Source organism: Brevibacillus brevis (assembly GCF_031583145.1).
GTDB lineage: Bacteria > Bacillota > Bacilli > Brevibacillales > Brevibacillaceae > Brevibacillus > Brevibacillus brevis_E.
Window position 1 is genome coordinate 6,057,938 of the sequence record NZ_CP134050.1, and the last position, 16,418, is coordinate 6,074,355.

The following is a 16,418-nucleotide window of genomic DNA, read 5'->3' on the forward strand; positions in this document are numbered from 1 at the left end:
CGATAGGAGATTCAAATGATGGTCCCATCGAATATTCTATCCCTCGCAACCCCTCTGCTGACCGAACGACGCATTTCCAAAGCGACGCCGTCCGAGAATCCACATGATGAATGGTACAAGATCACACTCACTGCCGCCGATGCCATTGAAATCCACATCAACAATTTGACACACCCATCCTCCTGTGTGGAAGTTTACGACCAATATGGCACTCGGCTTGAACGCTCTGCCTTTACAGCCGGCTCGCCCCTGATTATGCGCTTCTTTCCTTCTCGGGAAGGATGCTACTTTATCAAGCTGATGATCGGCCCTGATCCGGATCCCACTCACCTCTGCCAGCTGTTTGTGGACAAGTACACCCGCTTGTCGGGTACCGTCTCCGGATCTCTCAGGCTATCTGCCGATACCGGTCCCTATCTGCTCGGACCGGACGATGTGATCATTTCTGCGGGCTGCAGTGTGACCGTGGAAGCAGGTACGACCCTCAATGTCCGCGGAAACCGCAAAATCGTCGTTCGCGATTCCGGAACGCTATCCCTTTGCGGCGAAGCGACCCGCCCCATCACGATAATCGGAGCAACAGGCGACCCCGCCAATCACCGATGGGATCAGCTCGAAGCATCGACACAGGCAGTTACCTTCTCTGCGCATTTGATCATTCAATACGACAACGACGCGAATGGGGCGGACTTTCCGGCATCCCCTGCCCCTTTTGTGGCGGCAGCTTCCTCGCTCCAGGAATTCACCTCCACGATTGAAGAGGCCATGCTCATCAAGAGGGCGGGCATCATCCCTCCCCCCGTCCGCTTGGACTACATCAAGACGTGGTTTCAGCAGGTAAGTCCCTATCACTTCAGCTTTCTGGAGGAAATCTTGCCCTTCGAGCTCTATTTCGGAAACGATGTCACCACGTTTGCCGATTGGGAAATCGACAGCCTCCGCGTCAGCCACGAACGCTACGAGTCAGGTCACATCAACTACTGGGATTTCGTCAACGGCAATTTCACCAGCGATCTCGCGGAAGCCGCTCAACTGTTTGCCAGCCAGCTAACCAGCCCGGAGCCCCGCATCCAGCGCCTGATCGATTTTCTCGCCCTCGGGCAAAACTTTCGTCAGACGCACGGCACCTTCAGGCTTTACGATCTGATCAATCCGTTCAACGATGAGGAGGACGAGGAATTCCAGCGGACCTTCGAGCGTATGGCTTCCGCTTTCTGGTACGCCCACAACACGTCCATTGTGTATTGGGACAAGATGGCGCGAGAACTCGGGCTCTGGGACAAAGAAGACGAGCTGGAGCAGCAGTTTATCAACTCCGTCATCATCCGCGTCCATTTTGCCGCGGACTTGCCCTTCACCATTCCCGGATACGGAAACAACATCCCGCCGGTCGGATTCCTCGGCATCGTCATCAACCACGGTCCTTTCCGCTATCCAAAAGAGTATCCGATCCCCGAGCCGGAGCATGAAGTGAACTACGGCACCTTGTCTACGGCTGCTTATTTGAAATTTTTCTTCGAAACCCTCGTCAAGCGGAAAACCAATCCGCTCTATACATGGTGGATTCCCAGCCAGGCCGACGACCAGCTGTTCCGCTTGCTGAACGAGAAAGGCATCTCCATCGATTCTCCTCCGGAAGACTGGGACCGGGAGTTTATCCAGCCCTCCCAAAAAACGCTGGAGGAAATTCAGCAGTACTACTTGTCTACCTGAACGGCGAAAGACCCGGAACGCCATCGTTCATCGCGGCATTCCGGGTCTTCCTATCAGGGCGGCTGCGTTACTCGTCAAGCTTGAGCTTGGCAAGCGCATCCTTCAGGGCCGAGTTGATTCCATCCGACTCTTTATCCTGTCCTTTCAAATACTGCGCGACTTCTCTCTTGGACACCTTGCTGCCCTTTTCCTTGTTCCGGCGTTCCTGGAAGGTGCTCAGCTTCTCCCTGTGGCCGCAGACGCAGACGAACATTTGCTTTTCGCCTTCCCCACGCAGCTCCAGCCTTTTGTGGCATTGCGGGCATCTGGCATTGGTCTGCCGGGAAATGCCTTTGCGATAGCCGCACTCCCGGTCCTGGCACACCAGCATTTTGCCCCGCTTCCCGTTGACCTCCAAAAGGAACTTGTTGCACTCTGGACATCTGCTGCGGGTCAGGTTGTCGTGACGGAACGTCTTTTCGCTGTTTTTGATCTGTTGGACGACCGTTTTGGCGTAGTTCTTCATTTCGCCGATAAACGCCTGCTTGTTCAGACTTCCTTTGGCAATAGCCCCCAGCTTTTGCTCCCACTGGGCGGTCAAGGTAGGAGACTGCATTTCATCGGGAACGAGCTCGAGGAGCTGCTTGCCTTTTGCTGTCACGAAGATGTGCTTTCCGCGCTTTTCGAACAAAAAGCTGTTAAACAGCTTCTCGATAATATCGGCGCGGGTCGCCACCGTCCCGAGACCTCCCGTTTCTCCGATGGTTTTGATCAGCTCCTTGCTCTCGCTCGCCATGTATTTCGCGGGATTTTCCATGGCCGACAGCAAGCTGGCTTCGGTAAACGGCTCCGGCGGCTTCGTCTCTCCCTTGGTCTGGGATACGGCAGTGACGCGCAGGCGGTTTCCCTTTTCCACGGCTGGCAGGAGCTGGTCCGCTACGCCATCCGTCGCGTCCTCGTCTTCCTCCACATGTCCGTACACCTCTCTCCAGCCTTGTGAAAGCACGGTTTTTCCTCTGGCGATGAACAGCTCCTTGCCCAGTTTCGCCTGGATGGTGACTTGCTCGTACTCGAAGGGAGGGAACAGAACAGCCAAAAACCGCTTCACGACCAGGTCGAATATTTTCCGTTCCTTGTCGCTCAGATCGCTGAGCAGCACGGACTGCTCTGTCGGGATGATCGCGTGGTGATCGGACACCTTGCTGTCGTCGACGAACGCTTTGCTTGCTTTGATCGGACTGCGCAAGATTTTCGCGGCATGGGGCGCATACGGCTTCATCTGCACGGCCTTTACCCGATCCGCCAACGTCTCCACAATATCCGAAGACAGATAGCGCGAATCGGTCCGCGGGTACGTGACGACTTTGTGGTGCTCGTAGAGGCTCTGCATGATGGAGAGCGTCTCCTTCGCGGAAAAGCCGTACCGCTTGTTCGCCTCCCGCTGCAGCTCGGTGAGGTCGTACAGCTGCGGGGCAAACGCCTTTTTGTGAGCCCACTTCACCTCGACCACTTCCGCCGCTGCTTCTTTTTTCAACGATGCCAGGAGCTGGTCCGCCTTTTCCTTGGAAAAGGTTTTGACGTCCTTCGTCTGCTGATCCTGCCACTGCAGCTGGATCGGGCCCTCCGCTACGGCGGTCAGTCCGTAATACGGCTTCGGCGTGAACTGGCGGATTTCTTCTTCCCGTTTGGCCACGATCGCCAGCGTCGGAGTCTGGACCCGTCCGCAAGACAATTGGGCGTTGTATTTGCACGTCAGGGCCCGGGTAGCATTGATCCCCACCAGCCAGTCTGCTTCCGCACGGGCGGCGGCGGAGGCGTACAAAGACTCATAAGCCTTGCCGTCCTTCAGATTGCGAAACCCGTCCCGAATCGCTTTGTCCGTCACCGACGAGATCCAGAGCCGCTTGATCGGCTTGCTGACATGGACCATCTCGATGATCCAGCGGGCCACCAGCTCTCCTTCGCGCCCCGCATCTGTCGCAATCACGATTTCTTTGACGTCGCTGCGCCTCATCTGCTGCTTCACGGCCTGGAACTGCCGGTTGCTTTCCTTGATGACCACCAGCTTCAGCGGCGAAGGCATGATCGGCAAATCCTCGATTCGCCAGGAGCTGTATTGCTGTCCGTACGCCTCGGGGTCGGCCAGCGTCACCAGATGCCCCAAGGCCCATGTCACGATATATGTATCGCCTTCAAAATAACCGTTTCCTTTTTTGTGGCATTGCAAGACCTTCGCGATGTCGCGTCCGACGGAAGGCTTCTCAGCCAGCACCAGTGTTTTGCTCATTTTTTTCTTACACCCTTTCCAACCAGCTGCGGTCCATCCAATAGTACCATTCTAAACAAAAAACGTCTGAAGGGGACAGTCCAAATGAGGGCTTTGCCTTTCCTCGCTGTCCCTTCCGGCCGGATTTCCCGCGGATTGTCGCGTTTTTACAATACTCGTCCCCGCTTTCCGTCTATAATGGAAAAAGGTTACATTCCCTCTCACCAATTTTCCCAATGAAACGGAGGATTTTCCATGGAACTCAAGTATGTGACTTATATCGATGGCACGCCGGAGCAGGTGTGGAACGCCCTTGTTTCGCCGGAGGGAACGAAGGCTATTTTTTACGGTTCCGTCCTGCAATCGACATTCAAGGTCGGAGCCCCTTATGCGTACGTGGGTCCAGGCAATGACGGTGACGAGACGGTCCACGTATATGGCAACATCCTGGCTTTCGAGCCGTACCGCCTGATGAGCTATACGGAGCACCCGGGACCTTCTTACGCGGAAAATCACGCCGAATTGGAAACGAGAGTGACGGCTACACTGGAAACCGTAGGGAAATGCACGAAGCTCACCCTGGTAAACGACCAGTGGCCGGAAAACCACCCTTCCTACGAGCGTACCAAGGAAAGCTGGCATTTTATCATGAGCAGCATCAAAACGTACGTGGAGACAGGCAAGACATTAGACTTCGGTTGGTGATCACGTGGCGAATAGCAAAACCGTTTACATTGCGCTGCTTCGCGGAATCAACGTGGGCGGCAAAAACAAGATCAAGATGGCCGAGCTCAGGTCGGCGCTTGAAAACATCGGGCTTTTCCGGGTAAAAACGTACATCCAGAGCGGCAACGTCCTCTTTGTATCGGAAGACGACGAAGATACGCTGCGCAAGCGGATGGAGGAAGAGATTGCATCCTCGTTTGGCATCACTCTCACCGTCGTGTTGCGGACGGCCGAGGAGCTGCAGCGGATCGTCGAGAATTGCCCTTTCTCGGACGAGCTCATCGAAGAAGCGGCTGCCTCCGCTGTGGGCGAAAGCCTCTACGTTGCGCTGCTGCCAGAAGCCCCGCCGCCATCCGGTGTAGACAAGCTGGCAGCCGCCGAAAACGGAAACGACCTGTACGAGATCGCGGGACGCGATGTGTATCTGCTGTTCCGCCAGAGCGTGCGGGATGCCAAGCTGTCCGCCAACCTGGCAAAGCTCGGCGTGCCCGCTACCGTGCGGAACTGGAATACGATGAGCAAGCTCGCGGCCATGACCCGCGAGATGGAGGCGTAACAAAAAAGAAGGCAGGCCGTCGCAGTGACGGTGACTGCCTTCTTCTTATTTTGCTCGGTGGTGAAATTGCTCGCGTGCGATAGGCCGATTGGACTACCACACTTCGGGCTTTACCACCATAAACCACAGCATCGCAAGCAGCAGAATCAAATAAATCCAGATCGAACGGGTGAGCTCCCGCACCAGCTTCTCCTGGTCTGCACCCGGTTCATGAAACCTCCGGATTTTCGGCGAAAAGGCGCGAGCCAGAAAGTACAGCGAGCTGAACATGATCAGCACCGTCGCCACGATCCACGACGACTTCCATGACCAGGACCCCCACATGACCAGCACGATCCCGGAAATGACAAGCACATGCCCCATGTGCTTCGCCAGACGCGTGGCGGTCCTGAATGTCTCCAGATAAGCCTGCTGTTTGGCGAGTTCAGCTCCCCGCAGCCTCTTCATCATGGGAAGCAGAACAAAAAACGGGCCGATGGACATCATGGCGCTGAGGATGTGGATGTAGAGCAGGCATTTATAGAGAACGCTCACAACTCACGATTCGCAGCCGGGGCAAATTCATGGACCCAGACCTGCATGTGGGGCAGCCATGGCATCCCTGGATGCATGGAGAGAATAGCCTTTTTGTATTCCTCCACATTGGCGTATCCCTCTCGCTGGGCATCCGCGTCCGTCAGTTCTCCTAGCGACTGCCGGTACACCTTTTCCACCACGAATTCGTACCCGCCCAGGTTCATGATTTCCCCGACGTCCGCATAGCGTCCGTTTCTTCTGGTGGCGGTTTTTTGTCCGGCCAGGACTTTTTCGATGTCGGCCGGCAGGGTGATCAGCCGATCGATGGTACAGGTTTTGGGCGGCAAATCATTGGTGTTGTTTCTTTCCGTTTGCATACGGAAGTCCCTCCTTCATGGCTTCTCTCATGTTCCGTCTGATGCCTTGCGTTCCGGGTATGGCTCGTTCCGGCGGTCATTCACGTTCCCGCTGTTACTCACGTAAGTAGAAGCCCGGAAAAAGCCTGCACCAGGGCCAGCGAGGAGATCTCTTCTCCCTTTCTCTCGAGGAAGACATGCGGCACCCGCGTCCCTGGCTCTCCAGTCCACTGCTGCGGATTCTGAACAGGCGGCAGATTCTCCTCGGCTGCCAACTCGGAACGATTGCACCTATTAGGATAACGGCAACCCATGTGGATCGACAAGATATCCACGGTGATCCCTTTGGAACCGAGCTTGTCGCGCTTCTGTGACAACAGAACGACCTGTTGCAATGTGTAAGCGGCAAGCCCCTCATTTTCTCTATCATAAAGGAAATCCAGACGGAAAACATCAGAGCCGCTCCCTGACCCGGCATAGGGAGTAAGCGCTCCTCTCACGGTGTCATTTGCCAAGGAAGCACTGGACCGCCTGCTGCTCGCGTTTGATGGGCAAGGACCTTACTTCTGGGAAGCTTCCCAGCTGGCGATTTCCTCACGCACACGCGGCGCCACTTCTGTGCCCAGCAGTTCAATCGCCTTCATCACTTGCTCATGAGGCATAGACCCGACTGGTACGTGGAGCATAAATCGCGTGACGCCTACCTGTTTGCGCAGGTGGATGATTTTCTGGGCGACCGTCTCCGGATCGCCGACGTACAGCGCTCCTTCAAAGCTGCGTGCGGCATCGAAGCTCGCCCGATCGTAATGGCCCCAGCCGCGCTCACGGCCCAGCACGTTCATCGCTTGCTGGGTGGAAGGGAAAAATTGATCCGCCGCAGTCTGCGTATCCGCCGCGACGAAGCCGTGCGAATGCGAAGCGACCCGCAGCTTTGCCGGGTCGTGCCCTGCCTGCGCCGCCGCTCTCTTGTAGAGCTCGACGATTGCTGCGAACTGGACCGGCCTTCCGCCGATGATCGCGAGTACGAGCGGAAGCCCCAAAAGCCCTGCCCGGATAGCCGATTGCGGTGTTCCCCCGCTGCCGATCCATACGGGCAAAGGATCTTGCACCGGACGCGGATATACCCCCAGATTGTGAATGGCCGGCCGATGCTTGCCGCTCCAGGTCACTTTCTCCGACTTGCAGATTTTCAGCAGCAGCTCCAGCTTCTCGTCGAACAGCTCGTCGTAGTCGTTCAAATCATAGCCGAACAGCGGAAACGACTCGATAAACGAGCCACGGCCCGCCATGATTTCCGCCCGTCCGTTTGATACCGCATCCAGCGTCGCGAAATCCTGGAAGACGCGCACCGGGTCGGCGGAAGAAAGCACCGTGACCGCGCTCGTCAGCCGGATCCGTTTCGTCTGGGTGGCAGCGGCGGCAAGTACGACCGCCGGTGATGAAGCCGCATAATCCTTTCGATGGTGCTCGCCTACTCCAAAGACATCCAACCCGACCTGATCGGCCAGGACAATCTCCTCGACCACCTCGCGCAAACGCTGGGCATGGCTGATCACTTCCCCTGTCTTTACGTCGGGCGTTGTTTCTACGAATGTGCTAAGACCTATTTCCACGGTTGATTCCCCTTTTCTGTCCTTATTCTAGTGTATATGGTGCTCATTTTAATTTCTTCAAAACCTAATATCTCTATTTTGAGACTTTTCGTGGACAATTGCAAGTCTGGACTACTTTCATTCTTCCTGGCCTTACAATCAGAAGATCCAGTCTCCCGAAGGTGCATTCTCCCATCTGATAAAGGTAGATACGCTGCGATTGTCGAACTCCTAGGCATGATGCGAATACGAAATACAACCACTACCAAATACATCGCTACCATTGTCTTGTTTCTTACCGTTCTTCTCAGCCTGCGATGGGCGTGGGCGGAAATGTTTTCCGTGTCGGATCACCCGCCTGCTGTCCAAGGGGTGCTCGACATGCGCGGCTTTGACCTGGACAATACGTCCACGGTGCTTCTGGACGGCGAGTGGCAATTCTACCCGGGAAGATTCGTCTCCCATCCAGACGTACCGCAGCTGAGAAACCAAGTCCGAATGGTCCAGGTCCCGGGCGATTGGAGTGCCGCCTTCCCAAAAGGCACGGATTCTTCCTATGGGTACGGAACATACCGGCTCCGTATCCTTGTCGATCCGCTCAAGCAGCCGGTCGGCTTTTGGCTGCGGGGAATCCAGGCCGCTTCCCGAGTGGAATTAAACGGGGTGGAAGAGGGCACGATTGGGACTCCTGCAGAAAACGCTGAAGCGTACACGCCCAGAAATGTCTCGTACACCGCTACCTACGATGACCAGGGAGCGACGGAAATCGAATTGCTGATTCGGGTCTCCAATTTCGATGACCGATACAACGGGGGGATATTGCATTCCATTGTCTTCGGCTCCCAGGCCGCAATCGATCACGTACGCTGGTACTCGATCGGGTTTCAGCTTGTGATCTTTATGACGTTGGTGCTTCACGGCCTGTATGCGTTTATTCTCTATCTGTTCAATCGGGGAGAAAAGACGCTGCTCCATGTCGGCCTGCTCACACTGGCGGTAGGTGTCTCGATCATTGCCGGTCACGACAACATCCTCGTGCTTTGGCTGCCGCTCGACAACACCTGGGCCTTGAAAGTCAGGCTGCTGGCCTTGCTCTGGCAATCCTATCTCCTCCTTCTCGTCTTTCGGAGGTTTTCTGCGGCCTCGCAAAAGAGCCTGGGCTTGCGCGTGTACTCTGCCGCACTCGTCGCATACTCCATCTTCCTTTTGGCTGGGACCGCTTCACTCGTGAATGCGACGGTAGCATGGGGGATCTTTCCTGTCTTCTACCTTTTTTCCTTCGCCTGGTTCGTCTACGTGGTCGGAACCATGATCTTCGGAAAGCAAGCCGACGCCGACGCCGTCTTCCTGATCCTGTCAGCCGCAGGCATCGTGTCCAACGTTCTCTGGAGTCTGTGGAACGCGCATCACGAGACGACAGTCGTCTACAATCCTGTGGACATCATCGCAGCGATCCTCGGGTTTTCCACGTACTGGTTTAAAAAGTTTATGCGAAAAACCAAGGAAAACATCGAGCTGAACGAGCAGCTCAAGCGGGCGGACAAGCTGAAGGACCAGTTTCTCGCCAATACGTCGCACGAGCTGAGGACGCCGCTGCACGGGATCATGAATATCGCCCACACCGTGTTGGCCAAGGAACAGGGAAACATGGATGAGCGCAGCGTCAAAGACATGGAGCTGCTCCTGACCATCAGCCGGCGCATGTCGCATATGCTCGTCGATCTGCTCGATGTGGCGCGGCTCCAGGAACATCGTATCGTCCTCCAACAGAAGCCGATCAAGATTCAGACGCTTGTCCCCGGTGTCATCGGGATGCTGGGCTTTATGACGGAGGGCAGGCCGATCCAGCTGCAATCGGACATCGCCGAGTCGCTGCCGCCCGTTATGGCGGATGAGAAACGGCTTTTGCAAATTTTGTACAATCTCTTGCACAATGCACTCAAGTATACGGAAGCAGGGACCGTTTGCGTGTCCGCCGTGCTCCACGACAAAAGGGTATTCATCCATGTCTCGGATACGGGCGTAGGTATGGATGAGGACACGCAAGCGCGGATTTTTCTCCCATACGAGCAAGGATCTCACGGGATTACCGATGGAAGAGGCATCGGACTCGGCCTCAGCATCTGCAAGCAGCTGGTCGAGCTCCACGGCGGTGCGTTGACCGTCCGTTCCGAAGAAGGCAAAGGCTCGGTCTTCAGCTTTGATCTGCCATTGGCTGATACGTCCGATCTCCCTGCATCACCCAATCCGCTTTATCTGCAAGAGATGTCGGACCGGCTCGATTCGGCGTACGCCAGACTGCTCACGTCGAACAGCCCCACGGGTGAAGCAGCCGCGGCTTCTTCTCTGACCCCCCCGCTCTTGCACGGCGGACAGGTGAATATCCTGGCGGTCGATGACGATCCCGTCAATCTGAGCGTGCTTGTCGGCATCCTCTCGACGGAGCCGTATTCCGTCACGACGGCCCATTCCGCAGGCGAAGCTTTGGAATTGCTCGGCACCAAACAGTGGGATTTGCTGGTTGCCGATGTCATGATGCCGCAAATGTCCGGGTATGAGCTTACAGAAAAAGTAAGGGAGCACTATTCCGTGTCAGAGCTTCCCGTGTTGCTGCTGACCGCACGCAGCCAGCCCGCCGATATCTACACCGGCTTTCTTGCGGGTGCGAACGATTACGTGACCAAGCCCGTGGACGCCCTGGAGCTCAAGTACCGGATCCGAGCGCTCATCACGCTCAAGCAGTCCATCAACGAGCGCTTGCGCATGGAGGCCGCTTACCTTCAGGCACAGATCCACCCTCACTTTCTGTTCAATACGCTGAACTCCATTCTGGCTCTAAGCGAGATTGACACAGAGAGAATGCGCGGTCTTGGCGACGCCTTTGCCTCGTATTTGCGGATCAGCTTTGATTTTCTCAATACCGGCGAAATGGTCGACCTTTCCCACGAGCTCAAGCTCGTCGAAGCCTATCTGTTCATCGAAAAAGAACGCTTCGGCGACAGGCTGTCCTTCATCTGGGAGGTCGACCCCGACATCGACATGCTCCTCCCGCCTCTGACCATTCAGCCGCTGGCGGAAAATGCGGTGAGGCATGGCCTGCTTAGCCGTTTAAAAGGCGGCACCCTCACCATCCGGATTTCCCGGCAGGAAGGCTCCGTGCTGGTGGAAGTAATGGACAATGGCAAGGGCATGGACCAGGAAACGATTGCCCAATTGCTCAGCCCGACGATGAATGACAAAAACGGCATCGGAATCCCCAATACGAATCGCCGGTTGATTCAATTGTACGGGCAAGGATTGTCCATCAGCAGCAAGCCTGGGGAAGGAACGACAGTATCGTTTGTTGTTCCGGATAGCCAAGAATAGGCTGGTATCGGCGATTATTATCTTGAACCAAAGCGAAAGCAGTCCCTAGGATCGAATCAAGTCCGGGACTGCTTTCGTGTTATGTGCGAGGTCGCCCTCAAAAAAGAGAGCGATGGGCAGAATACCTGCTAAAGGCAGATTGAAAACGTTTGAGCATATCAGCACTTCTCCGCTCCCCTCCCACTGGCAACACATTCTCATACAGAGATGAGGTACCGTTGTGCTCTCTTCTCCCTCATTTCTATGAAGGCGATTTGCCATAAAAAAGAGGGACATGGTCGTCCCATGTCCCTTCGAATGAAATTCCCGTTAAGCTTGTTTGCGGTTAGGCTTCGTGCGTATCCTCATCTGCGAGACGAGTGCGCTTGCCGATTCCAAAAGCGTAGAAGCTAATGACAACGAGGATCAAGAACACAATCCCCGCGATCAGGGAGACGCGCGTCTCGTCATTGAACCACATTCCGATCAGCACGACCAGCAAAAACGCGATGGTCAAGTAGTTGGTCAATGGCGCAAGCGGCATTTTAAACGGATGCTTGCCCATCTCGGCAGCCTTCGCTTGGCGGAACTTGATTTGGCTGATCAGAATGACGAACCACGGCACCATGCCCGGCAGTACGCTCGCACTGTATACGTACACAAACAGATTTTCCGGCGCGATGTAGCTCAGGATCACACCGACGCCCAAGCCCACCAGCACGCCGATCGTACCCAGAAGCGGCACGCCGTTGTGGGACAGCTTCGTAAATGCTTTCGGCGCTTGTCCGTTGACGCCCAAGGTGTACAGCATGCGTCCCGCGCTGTAGATACCGCTGTTGCAGCCGGACATGGCGGCGGTAATGATGACAAAGTTGATGATCCCCGCTGCCGCCGTGATCCCCACTTTCGCAAAGGTGGCCACAAACGGACTGCCGATCGCATGCAGCTGATCCCACGGGTAAACGGTTACAATTACAAAAATGGCTCCAATGTAGAAGATGAGGATACGCCAAATGATGCTCTGAATCGCGTTCGTCAGCGTTTTCCGAGGTTCTTTGGCTTCCCCTGCCGTAATCCCGATCAGCTCGACGCCTTGGTAGGCCCCGATGACCAACGACAACGCAAAGAAAAATCCTGACCAGCCTCCGGTAAAGAAGCCTCCATTTTTCCACAGGTTGGAGATCCCGATCGGGCTTCCGCCGTTGCCAAACCCGAAGAAAATCAACCCAAGCCCTGCGACAATCATCAATACGATCGTGACGATCTTGATCATGGCAAACCAAAATTCGAATTCCCCGAACGATTTTACGGAAATCAGGTTCGCGACGCCGAGGATGATCATCGCGATAATGCCCGGTATCCACGCCGGCAAATCCGGAAACCAGTACTTCATGTACGTCCCGACAGCGATGATTTCGGACATCCCGACGACCACCCACTGGAACCAGTTGCTCCAGGCCGTAATGTATCCCGCCAAAGGATGGATGTATTTGTGTCCAAAAGTCGCGAATGAACCCGTGCTTGGTTCGAGGTACAGCATTTCTCCCATGGCCCGCATGATGAAGAATATAAAAATTCCTGCAATTGCATACGCAAGCATGACCGAAGGACCTGTCCATTTAATCGTGCTTGCCGACCCCATGAACAACCCGACACCGATCGTCCCGCCCAAAGCAATCATCTGAATGTGACGCGCTTCCAGGCCTCTCTTCAATTCTTTGCTTTCCACTGCGGTTCTCTTCCTCTCTGCTGTTGCTAGCTGGTTTTTCGGAAGGCTGCTAGAACACTTTTTCTTTTACACTTTCTCGCGGAATGATGAGCACACGTTCATTTCGTTGATAGATAAAATTCCGCTGCATCATTTTTCCACCACTTCAATCAGTTTTTGTAACGGTCAGGAAGATTATTCATCCTCTCTTCTGACTGCCCTTCTACTGAATTACTTGATTATTGTAATATGTTTTTCTGTTTATCACAATTGTATTTGTGAGGAAAACAGGCGGGAAAATCATATAATTGGGGTTAATAGAGGGAAGAAAAAATAATTGATTGATAAACGTCTTTCTTGTGGTATAGCTCTCGACTCTGTCTATGGGCATGTTAAAGGCCATCCTTTTTAGAATGGCCTTTTTCTTTGCACAAAACATGACCTCCCGAACAATCACGCTCTGATTCACATTCTTCCCGCAGTCCGACGGAATTCCGTGAATTTGCAGGAAAGCCATACCGCTATCATGGCAGACACGTTTAAACGGAATATAAACGACATGTTTCGGTTGTTAATCCATCCCTAAACTCGCACAGCAGCTGCAATCCCCTTTTTTGCCTTTTGATTTTGCAAGGCCGTTTACCTTCTGAATTTTGCCAATGCGCTGTTCAGTTCACGGGTATGGGGATAGACGCAACGGTATAGGCTATACAGCTCGTCATATATTCCAGCCCGATCAGAACGCGGAAAAAACGACTTGGTTTTCCGGATATATTTCTGGGCACATGCTTCCAAGGATGAATACCACCCACAGCCTACCGCAGCAAGCATGGCCGCTCCCATCGCCGGCCCCTGCTCGCTCTCCAGCCTGATGACCTCCGCTTGAAACACATCTGCCTGAATCTGCAGCCATGTCTCGTTTTTAGCACCGCCGCCGATCGATACGATGGAAGTAATTTGCTTTCCAGCCGTACGCAGGATCTCAATTGACTCTCGCAAGGAAAACGTGATTCCTTCCACGACAGCTCTGGTGAAATGTTCACGCCGATGTGCCCCGTCCATGCCGACGAAGCTTCCGCGGATTGCAGCGTCGACATGAGGAGTCCGCTCTCCGGATAGATAAGGAGTAAACAGCAGACCGCCGGAGCCAACCGGCACATTCTCCATGTCCTGCAGCAGCTCTTCAAAGGAAACCTGCGGCGCGAAGGTTTCTTTGAACCACGTTAGGCTTTGTCCGGCAGATAATGTCACGCCCATCGCGTAAAAAGCGTCCTTTTTGCTGTGGTTAAAAAAGTGCAATTGTCCGCCAAAGTCTTCCCGATTGTCTTCCTCGCAGGACAAAATCACTCCCGAGGTCCCGATGCTGCACAAGGTCTCGCCTTGGGAGAGAATTCCTGCCCCGATGGCTCCGCATGCGTTGTCCGCACCGCCCGCAAACACCTTTACGGAAGGGGATAGCCCGCAGCGCGCAGCGATTTCCGGAAGAAGGACTCCCACCATTTGACCGGACTCTGCAAGGGGCGGGCATAGACTCTTCGGGATATCGAATGCCTGGAGGATCTCTTCGCTCCACTCCTTGCCCAGGATGTCCAGCAGAAGGGTACCTGCAGCGTCCGAGTAATCGATCGCGATATGTCCTGTCAAACGGTAGCGCAAATAATCTTTCGGCAGCAGAAAGACAGTTGCCCGCTTGAACAGCTCGGGCTCATTCTCCTTCACCCACAGCAGCTTGGGCAGCGTGAAACCTTCCAGCGCAGGATTCCTTGCGACTTGCAGCAGTCTGCCACCCATGACTTGCTCGATCTCCCGGCACTGCTTTGAGGTGCGGGTATCATTCCATAGGATCGCATTCCGGATCACCTGATTGCGTTCGTCCAACAGAACGAGTCCATGCATTTGCCCTGAAAAACTGATTCCTTCCACGTCATTGCCAGCGATGCCAGCCTGCTGCAGCAAATCCTGAAGCGCTTCAATGGACTGCTCGACCCATTCCTCCGGGTTTTGTTCGCTGTACCCTGATTTCACCTGCATCAGTGGATACCGCCTGGAACTTTCCCCGCAGACGTTCCCTTCCTGATCCACCAGCAGCGCTTTTACGCTGCTCGTGCCCAAATCCAAGCCGATCACGTATTTCATCGTCGCCCTCCTCCACAATACGAGGATACCTGATTTTTACAAGTCCCCGAGGATGTATTGGTTCAATACGGATCGCAGCAGTTCGAGTCTGCCCGACTCGTTTTTTGGGGGGGTGTTTTCCAGCGCATATTGTTCAAGCGTATGGAGCGTGGCTCTGCCCTCCACAATCTCTTTGCCTATTCCTTCTTTGAAGCTGCGATAACGATGCTCAATCACTTGGTCAAACGCGCGGTCCTCGATCAGTTTCGCGGCCACCTTCAGACCTTTTGCATAGCTGTCCATCCCGGCGATGTGTGCGTAGAACAAGTCATCCGGTTCAAAAGAGCCGCGGCGTACTTTGGCGTCGAAATTCACCCCGCCTTTCCCCAGACCGCCATTCTTTAACACTTCGTACATCGTCAAAGTTGTCGCGTACAAATCCTGAGGGAACTCGTCTGTGTCCCACCCAAGCAGCAGATCGCCCTGGTTGGCGTCCAGCGACCCCAGCACTCCGTTGATCCTCGCAACGCGAAGCTCATGCTCAAAGGTATGGCCCGCGAGCGTCGCATGGTTGGCTTCCAGATTGAGCTTGAAGTGGTCCTTCAGTCCGTATTTTTGCAGGAATGCCAAAACAGTAGCTACATCGAAATCATACTGATGCTTCGTTGGCTCTTTCGGCTTCGGCTCGATCAGGAACTGGGCGTCGAAGCCGATTTCCTTCGCATAGGCAATCGCCATATGATACAGCTTTGCGAGATTGTCCAGTTCAAGCTCCATGTCTGTGTTGAGCAAGGTCTCGTAGCCTTCGCGGCCGCCCCAGAACACGTAATTTTGCGCGCCAAGCTCTTTACCGATTTCCAGACTTTTTTTCAGCTGTGCTCCCGCATACGCATAAACAGCGGCATTGCAGGCTGTTCCCGCGCCATGGGTAAAGCGTGCGTTGTTAAACATGTTCGCCGTATTCCAGAGCAGCTTGGTTTTGCTCGTTTTCATGTAATCCTTGATCATCGCCACGATGACGTCCAGGTTTTTGTTGGTCTCCCGCAGGGTTTCTCCCTCTGGTGCAATGTCGCGGTCATGGAAGCAGAAAAAGGGAGCGTTTACTTTTTCGTAAAACTCAAACGATGCCTCCACACGTGCCTTAGCCAAATCAAGACCGGAGAAGTGATCCCATGAACGGATCGCCGTCTTGCCCCCGAAAGGATCCGTACCTTCTCCCGTAAATGTATGCCAGTATGAAATCGCGAATCGCAGATGTTCTTCCATTGTCTTTCCGGCTACTACCTCTTCCGGGTTATAGTATTTGAATGCCAACGGATTGGTCGAGTGCTTGCCTTCGTAAGCGATAGTGCTGATCTCTTTAAAATAAGCCATGTGTACCTCCCGAGCATGTTTGTATATTCAATAAACTAACTATCCATATCTGTTTCCTGTTTCACCCTAGTCCTTACCAGGTAGTTATTATTACCTCCCTTAATATCTCTGGATTCTTTTTGTGTTTATCATATCACCACATGATTTGTTTGTCGATTCGATAAACAAACTA

12 protein-coding genes are annotated in these 16,418 nt (G+C 54.2%); 4 read left to right on the top strand and 8 right to left on the bottom strand.

Going from position 1 to position 16,418, the window contains the following annotated elements; translation table 11 throughout:
- Window positions 1-15 precede the first annotated feature (15 nt).
- The gene (locus RGB73_RS29680) at window positions 16-1,713 is read left to right on the top strand and encodes a hypothetical protein (RefSeq protein ID WP_310767452.1); all 1,698 of its coding nucleotides are present in this window, start codon (window positions 16-18) and stop codon (window positions 1,711-1,713) included.
- Window positions 1,714-1,780: 67 nt separating this feature from the next.
- Here the strand turns inward: RGB73_RS29680 and RGB73_RS29685 are convergent, their stop codons facing one another.
- Window positions 1,781-3,979 carry a DNA topoisomerase III gene (locus RGB73_RS29685; protein ID WP_310767455.1) on the bottom strand — a complete coding sequence of 733 codons (2,199 nt, stop codon included), beginning with the start codon at window positions 3,977-3,979 and terminating at the stop codon, window positions 1,781-1,783.
- A 234-nt stretch (window positions 3,980-4,213) separates the two neighbouring features.
- Here RGB73_RS29685 and RGB73_RS29690 point away from each other — a divergent pair, with 234 nt between their 5' ends.
- Both RGB73_RS29690 and RGB73_RS29695 read left to right on the top strand, forming a co-directional pair.
- Entirely contained in the window at window positions 4,214-4,663 is a 450-nt protein-coding gene (locus tag RGB73_RS29690; RefSeq protein ID WP_310767458.1) for an SRPBCC family protein, read from the top strand.
- Window positions 4,664-4,667: 4 nt separating this feature from the next.
- Complete coding sequence (locus RGB73_RS29695; protein ID WP_310767461.1) at window positions 4,668-5,240, top strand: DUF1697 domain-containing protein; 573 nt, start codon at window positions 4,668-4,670, stop codon at window positions 5,238-5,240.
- A 93-nt stretch (window positions 5,241-5,333) separates the two neighbouring features.
- Here the strand turns inward: RGB73_RS29695 and RGB73_RS29700 are convergent, their stop codons facing one another.
- From RGB73_RS29700 to RGB73_RS29715, 4 genes are all read right to left on the bottom strand, one after another.
- Window positions 5,334-5,723 carry a hypothetical protein gene (locus RGB73_RS29700; protein WP_310774608.1) on the bottom strand — a complete coding sequence of 130 codons (390 nt, stop codon included), beginning with the start codon at window positions 5,721-5,723 and terminating at the stop codon, window positions 5,334-5,336.
- A gap of 47 nt (window positions 5,724-5,770) precedes the next feature.
- Window positions 5,771-6,133 carry an ASCH domain-containing protein gene (locus RGB73_RS29705; protein ID WP_310767464.1) on the bottom strand — a complete coding sequence of 121 codons (363 nt, stop codon included), beginning with the start codon at window positions 6,131-6,133 and terminating at the stop codon, window positions 5,771-5,773.
- Window positions 6,134-6,231: 98 nt separating this feature from the next.
- Window positions 6,232-6,627, bottom strand: coding sequence for a hypothetical protein (locus RGB73_RS29710; protein WP_310767467.1), 396 nt, complete (start codon window positions 6,625-6,627; stop codon window positions 6,232-6,234).
- A gap of 45 nt (window positions 6,628-6,672) precedes the next feature.
- Complete coding sequence (locus RGB73_RS29715) at window positions 6,673-7,725, bottom strand: LLM class flavin-dependent oxidoreductase (RefSeq protein ID WP_310767470.1); 1,053 nt, start codon at window positions 7,723-7,725, stop codon at window positions 6,673-6,675.
- Between the two features lie 216 nt (window positions 7,726-7,941).
- On the opposite strand from RGB73_RS29715, the gene RGB73_RS29720 reads away from it, so the two are divergent.
- The gene (locus tag RGB73_RS29720; protein ID WP_396136155.1) at window positions 7,942-11,070 is read left to right on the top strand and encodes a hybrid sensor histidine kinase/response regulator; all 3,129 of its coding nucleotides are present in this window, start codon (window positions 7,942-7,944) and stop codon (window positions 11,068-11,070) included.
- A gap of 325 nt (window positions 11,071-11,395) precedes the next feature.
- Here RGB73_RS29720 and RGB73_RS29725 read toward each other — a convergent pair whose 3' ends face one another.
- The 3 genes from RGB73_RS29725 to xylA all read right to left on the bottom strand — a co-directional run bounded on the left by RGB73_RS29725 (window position 11,396) and on the right by xylA (window position 16,246).
- Window positions 11,396-12,778, bottom strand: a complete 1,383-nt coding sequence (locus RGB73_RS29725; protein WP_310767473.1) for an amino acid permease — start codon at window positions 12,776-12,778, stop codon at window positions 11,396-11,398.
- A gap of 618 nt (window positions 12,779-13,396) precedes the next feature.
- Window positions 13,397-14,893, bottom strand: a complete 1,497-nt coding sequence (xylB, locus tag RGB73_RS29730; RefSeq protein ID WP_310767475.1) for a xylulokinase — start codon at window positions 14,891-14,893, stop codon at window positions 13,397-13,399.
- A 36-nt stretch (window positions 14,894-14,929) separates the two neighbouring features.
- The gene (gene xylA, locus RGB73_RS29735; RefSeq protein WP_310767478.1) at window positions 14,930-16,246 is read right to left on the bottom strand and encodes a xylose isomerase; all 1,317 of its coding nucleotides are present in this window, start codon (window positions 16,244-16,246) and stop codon (window positions 14,930-14,932) included.
- Window positions 16,247-16,418 lie beyond the last annotated feature (172 nt).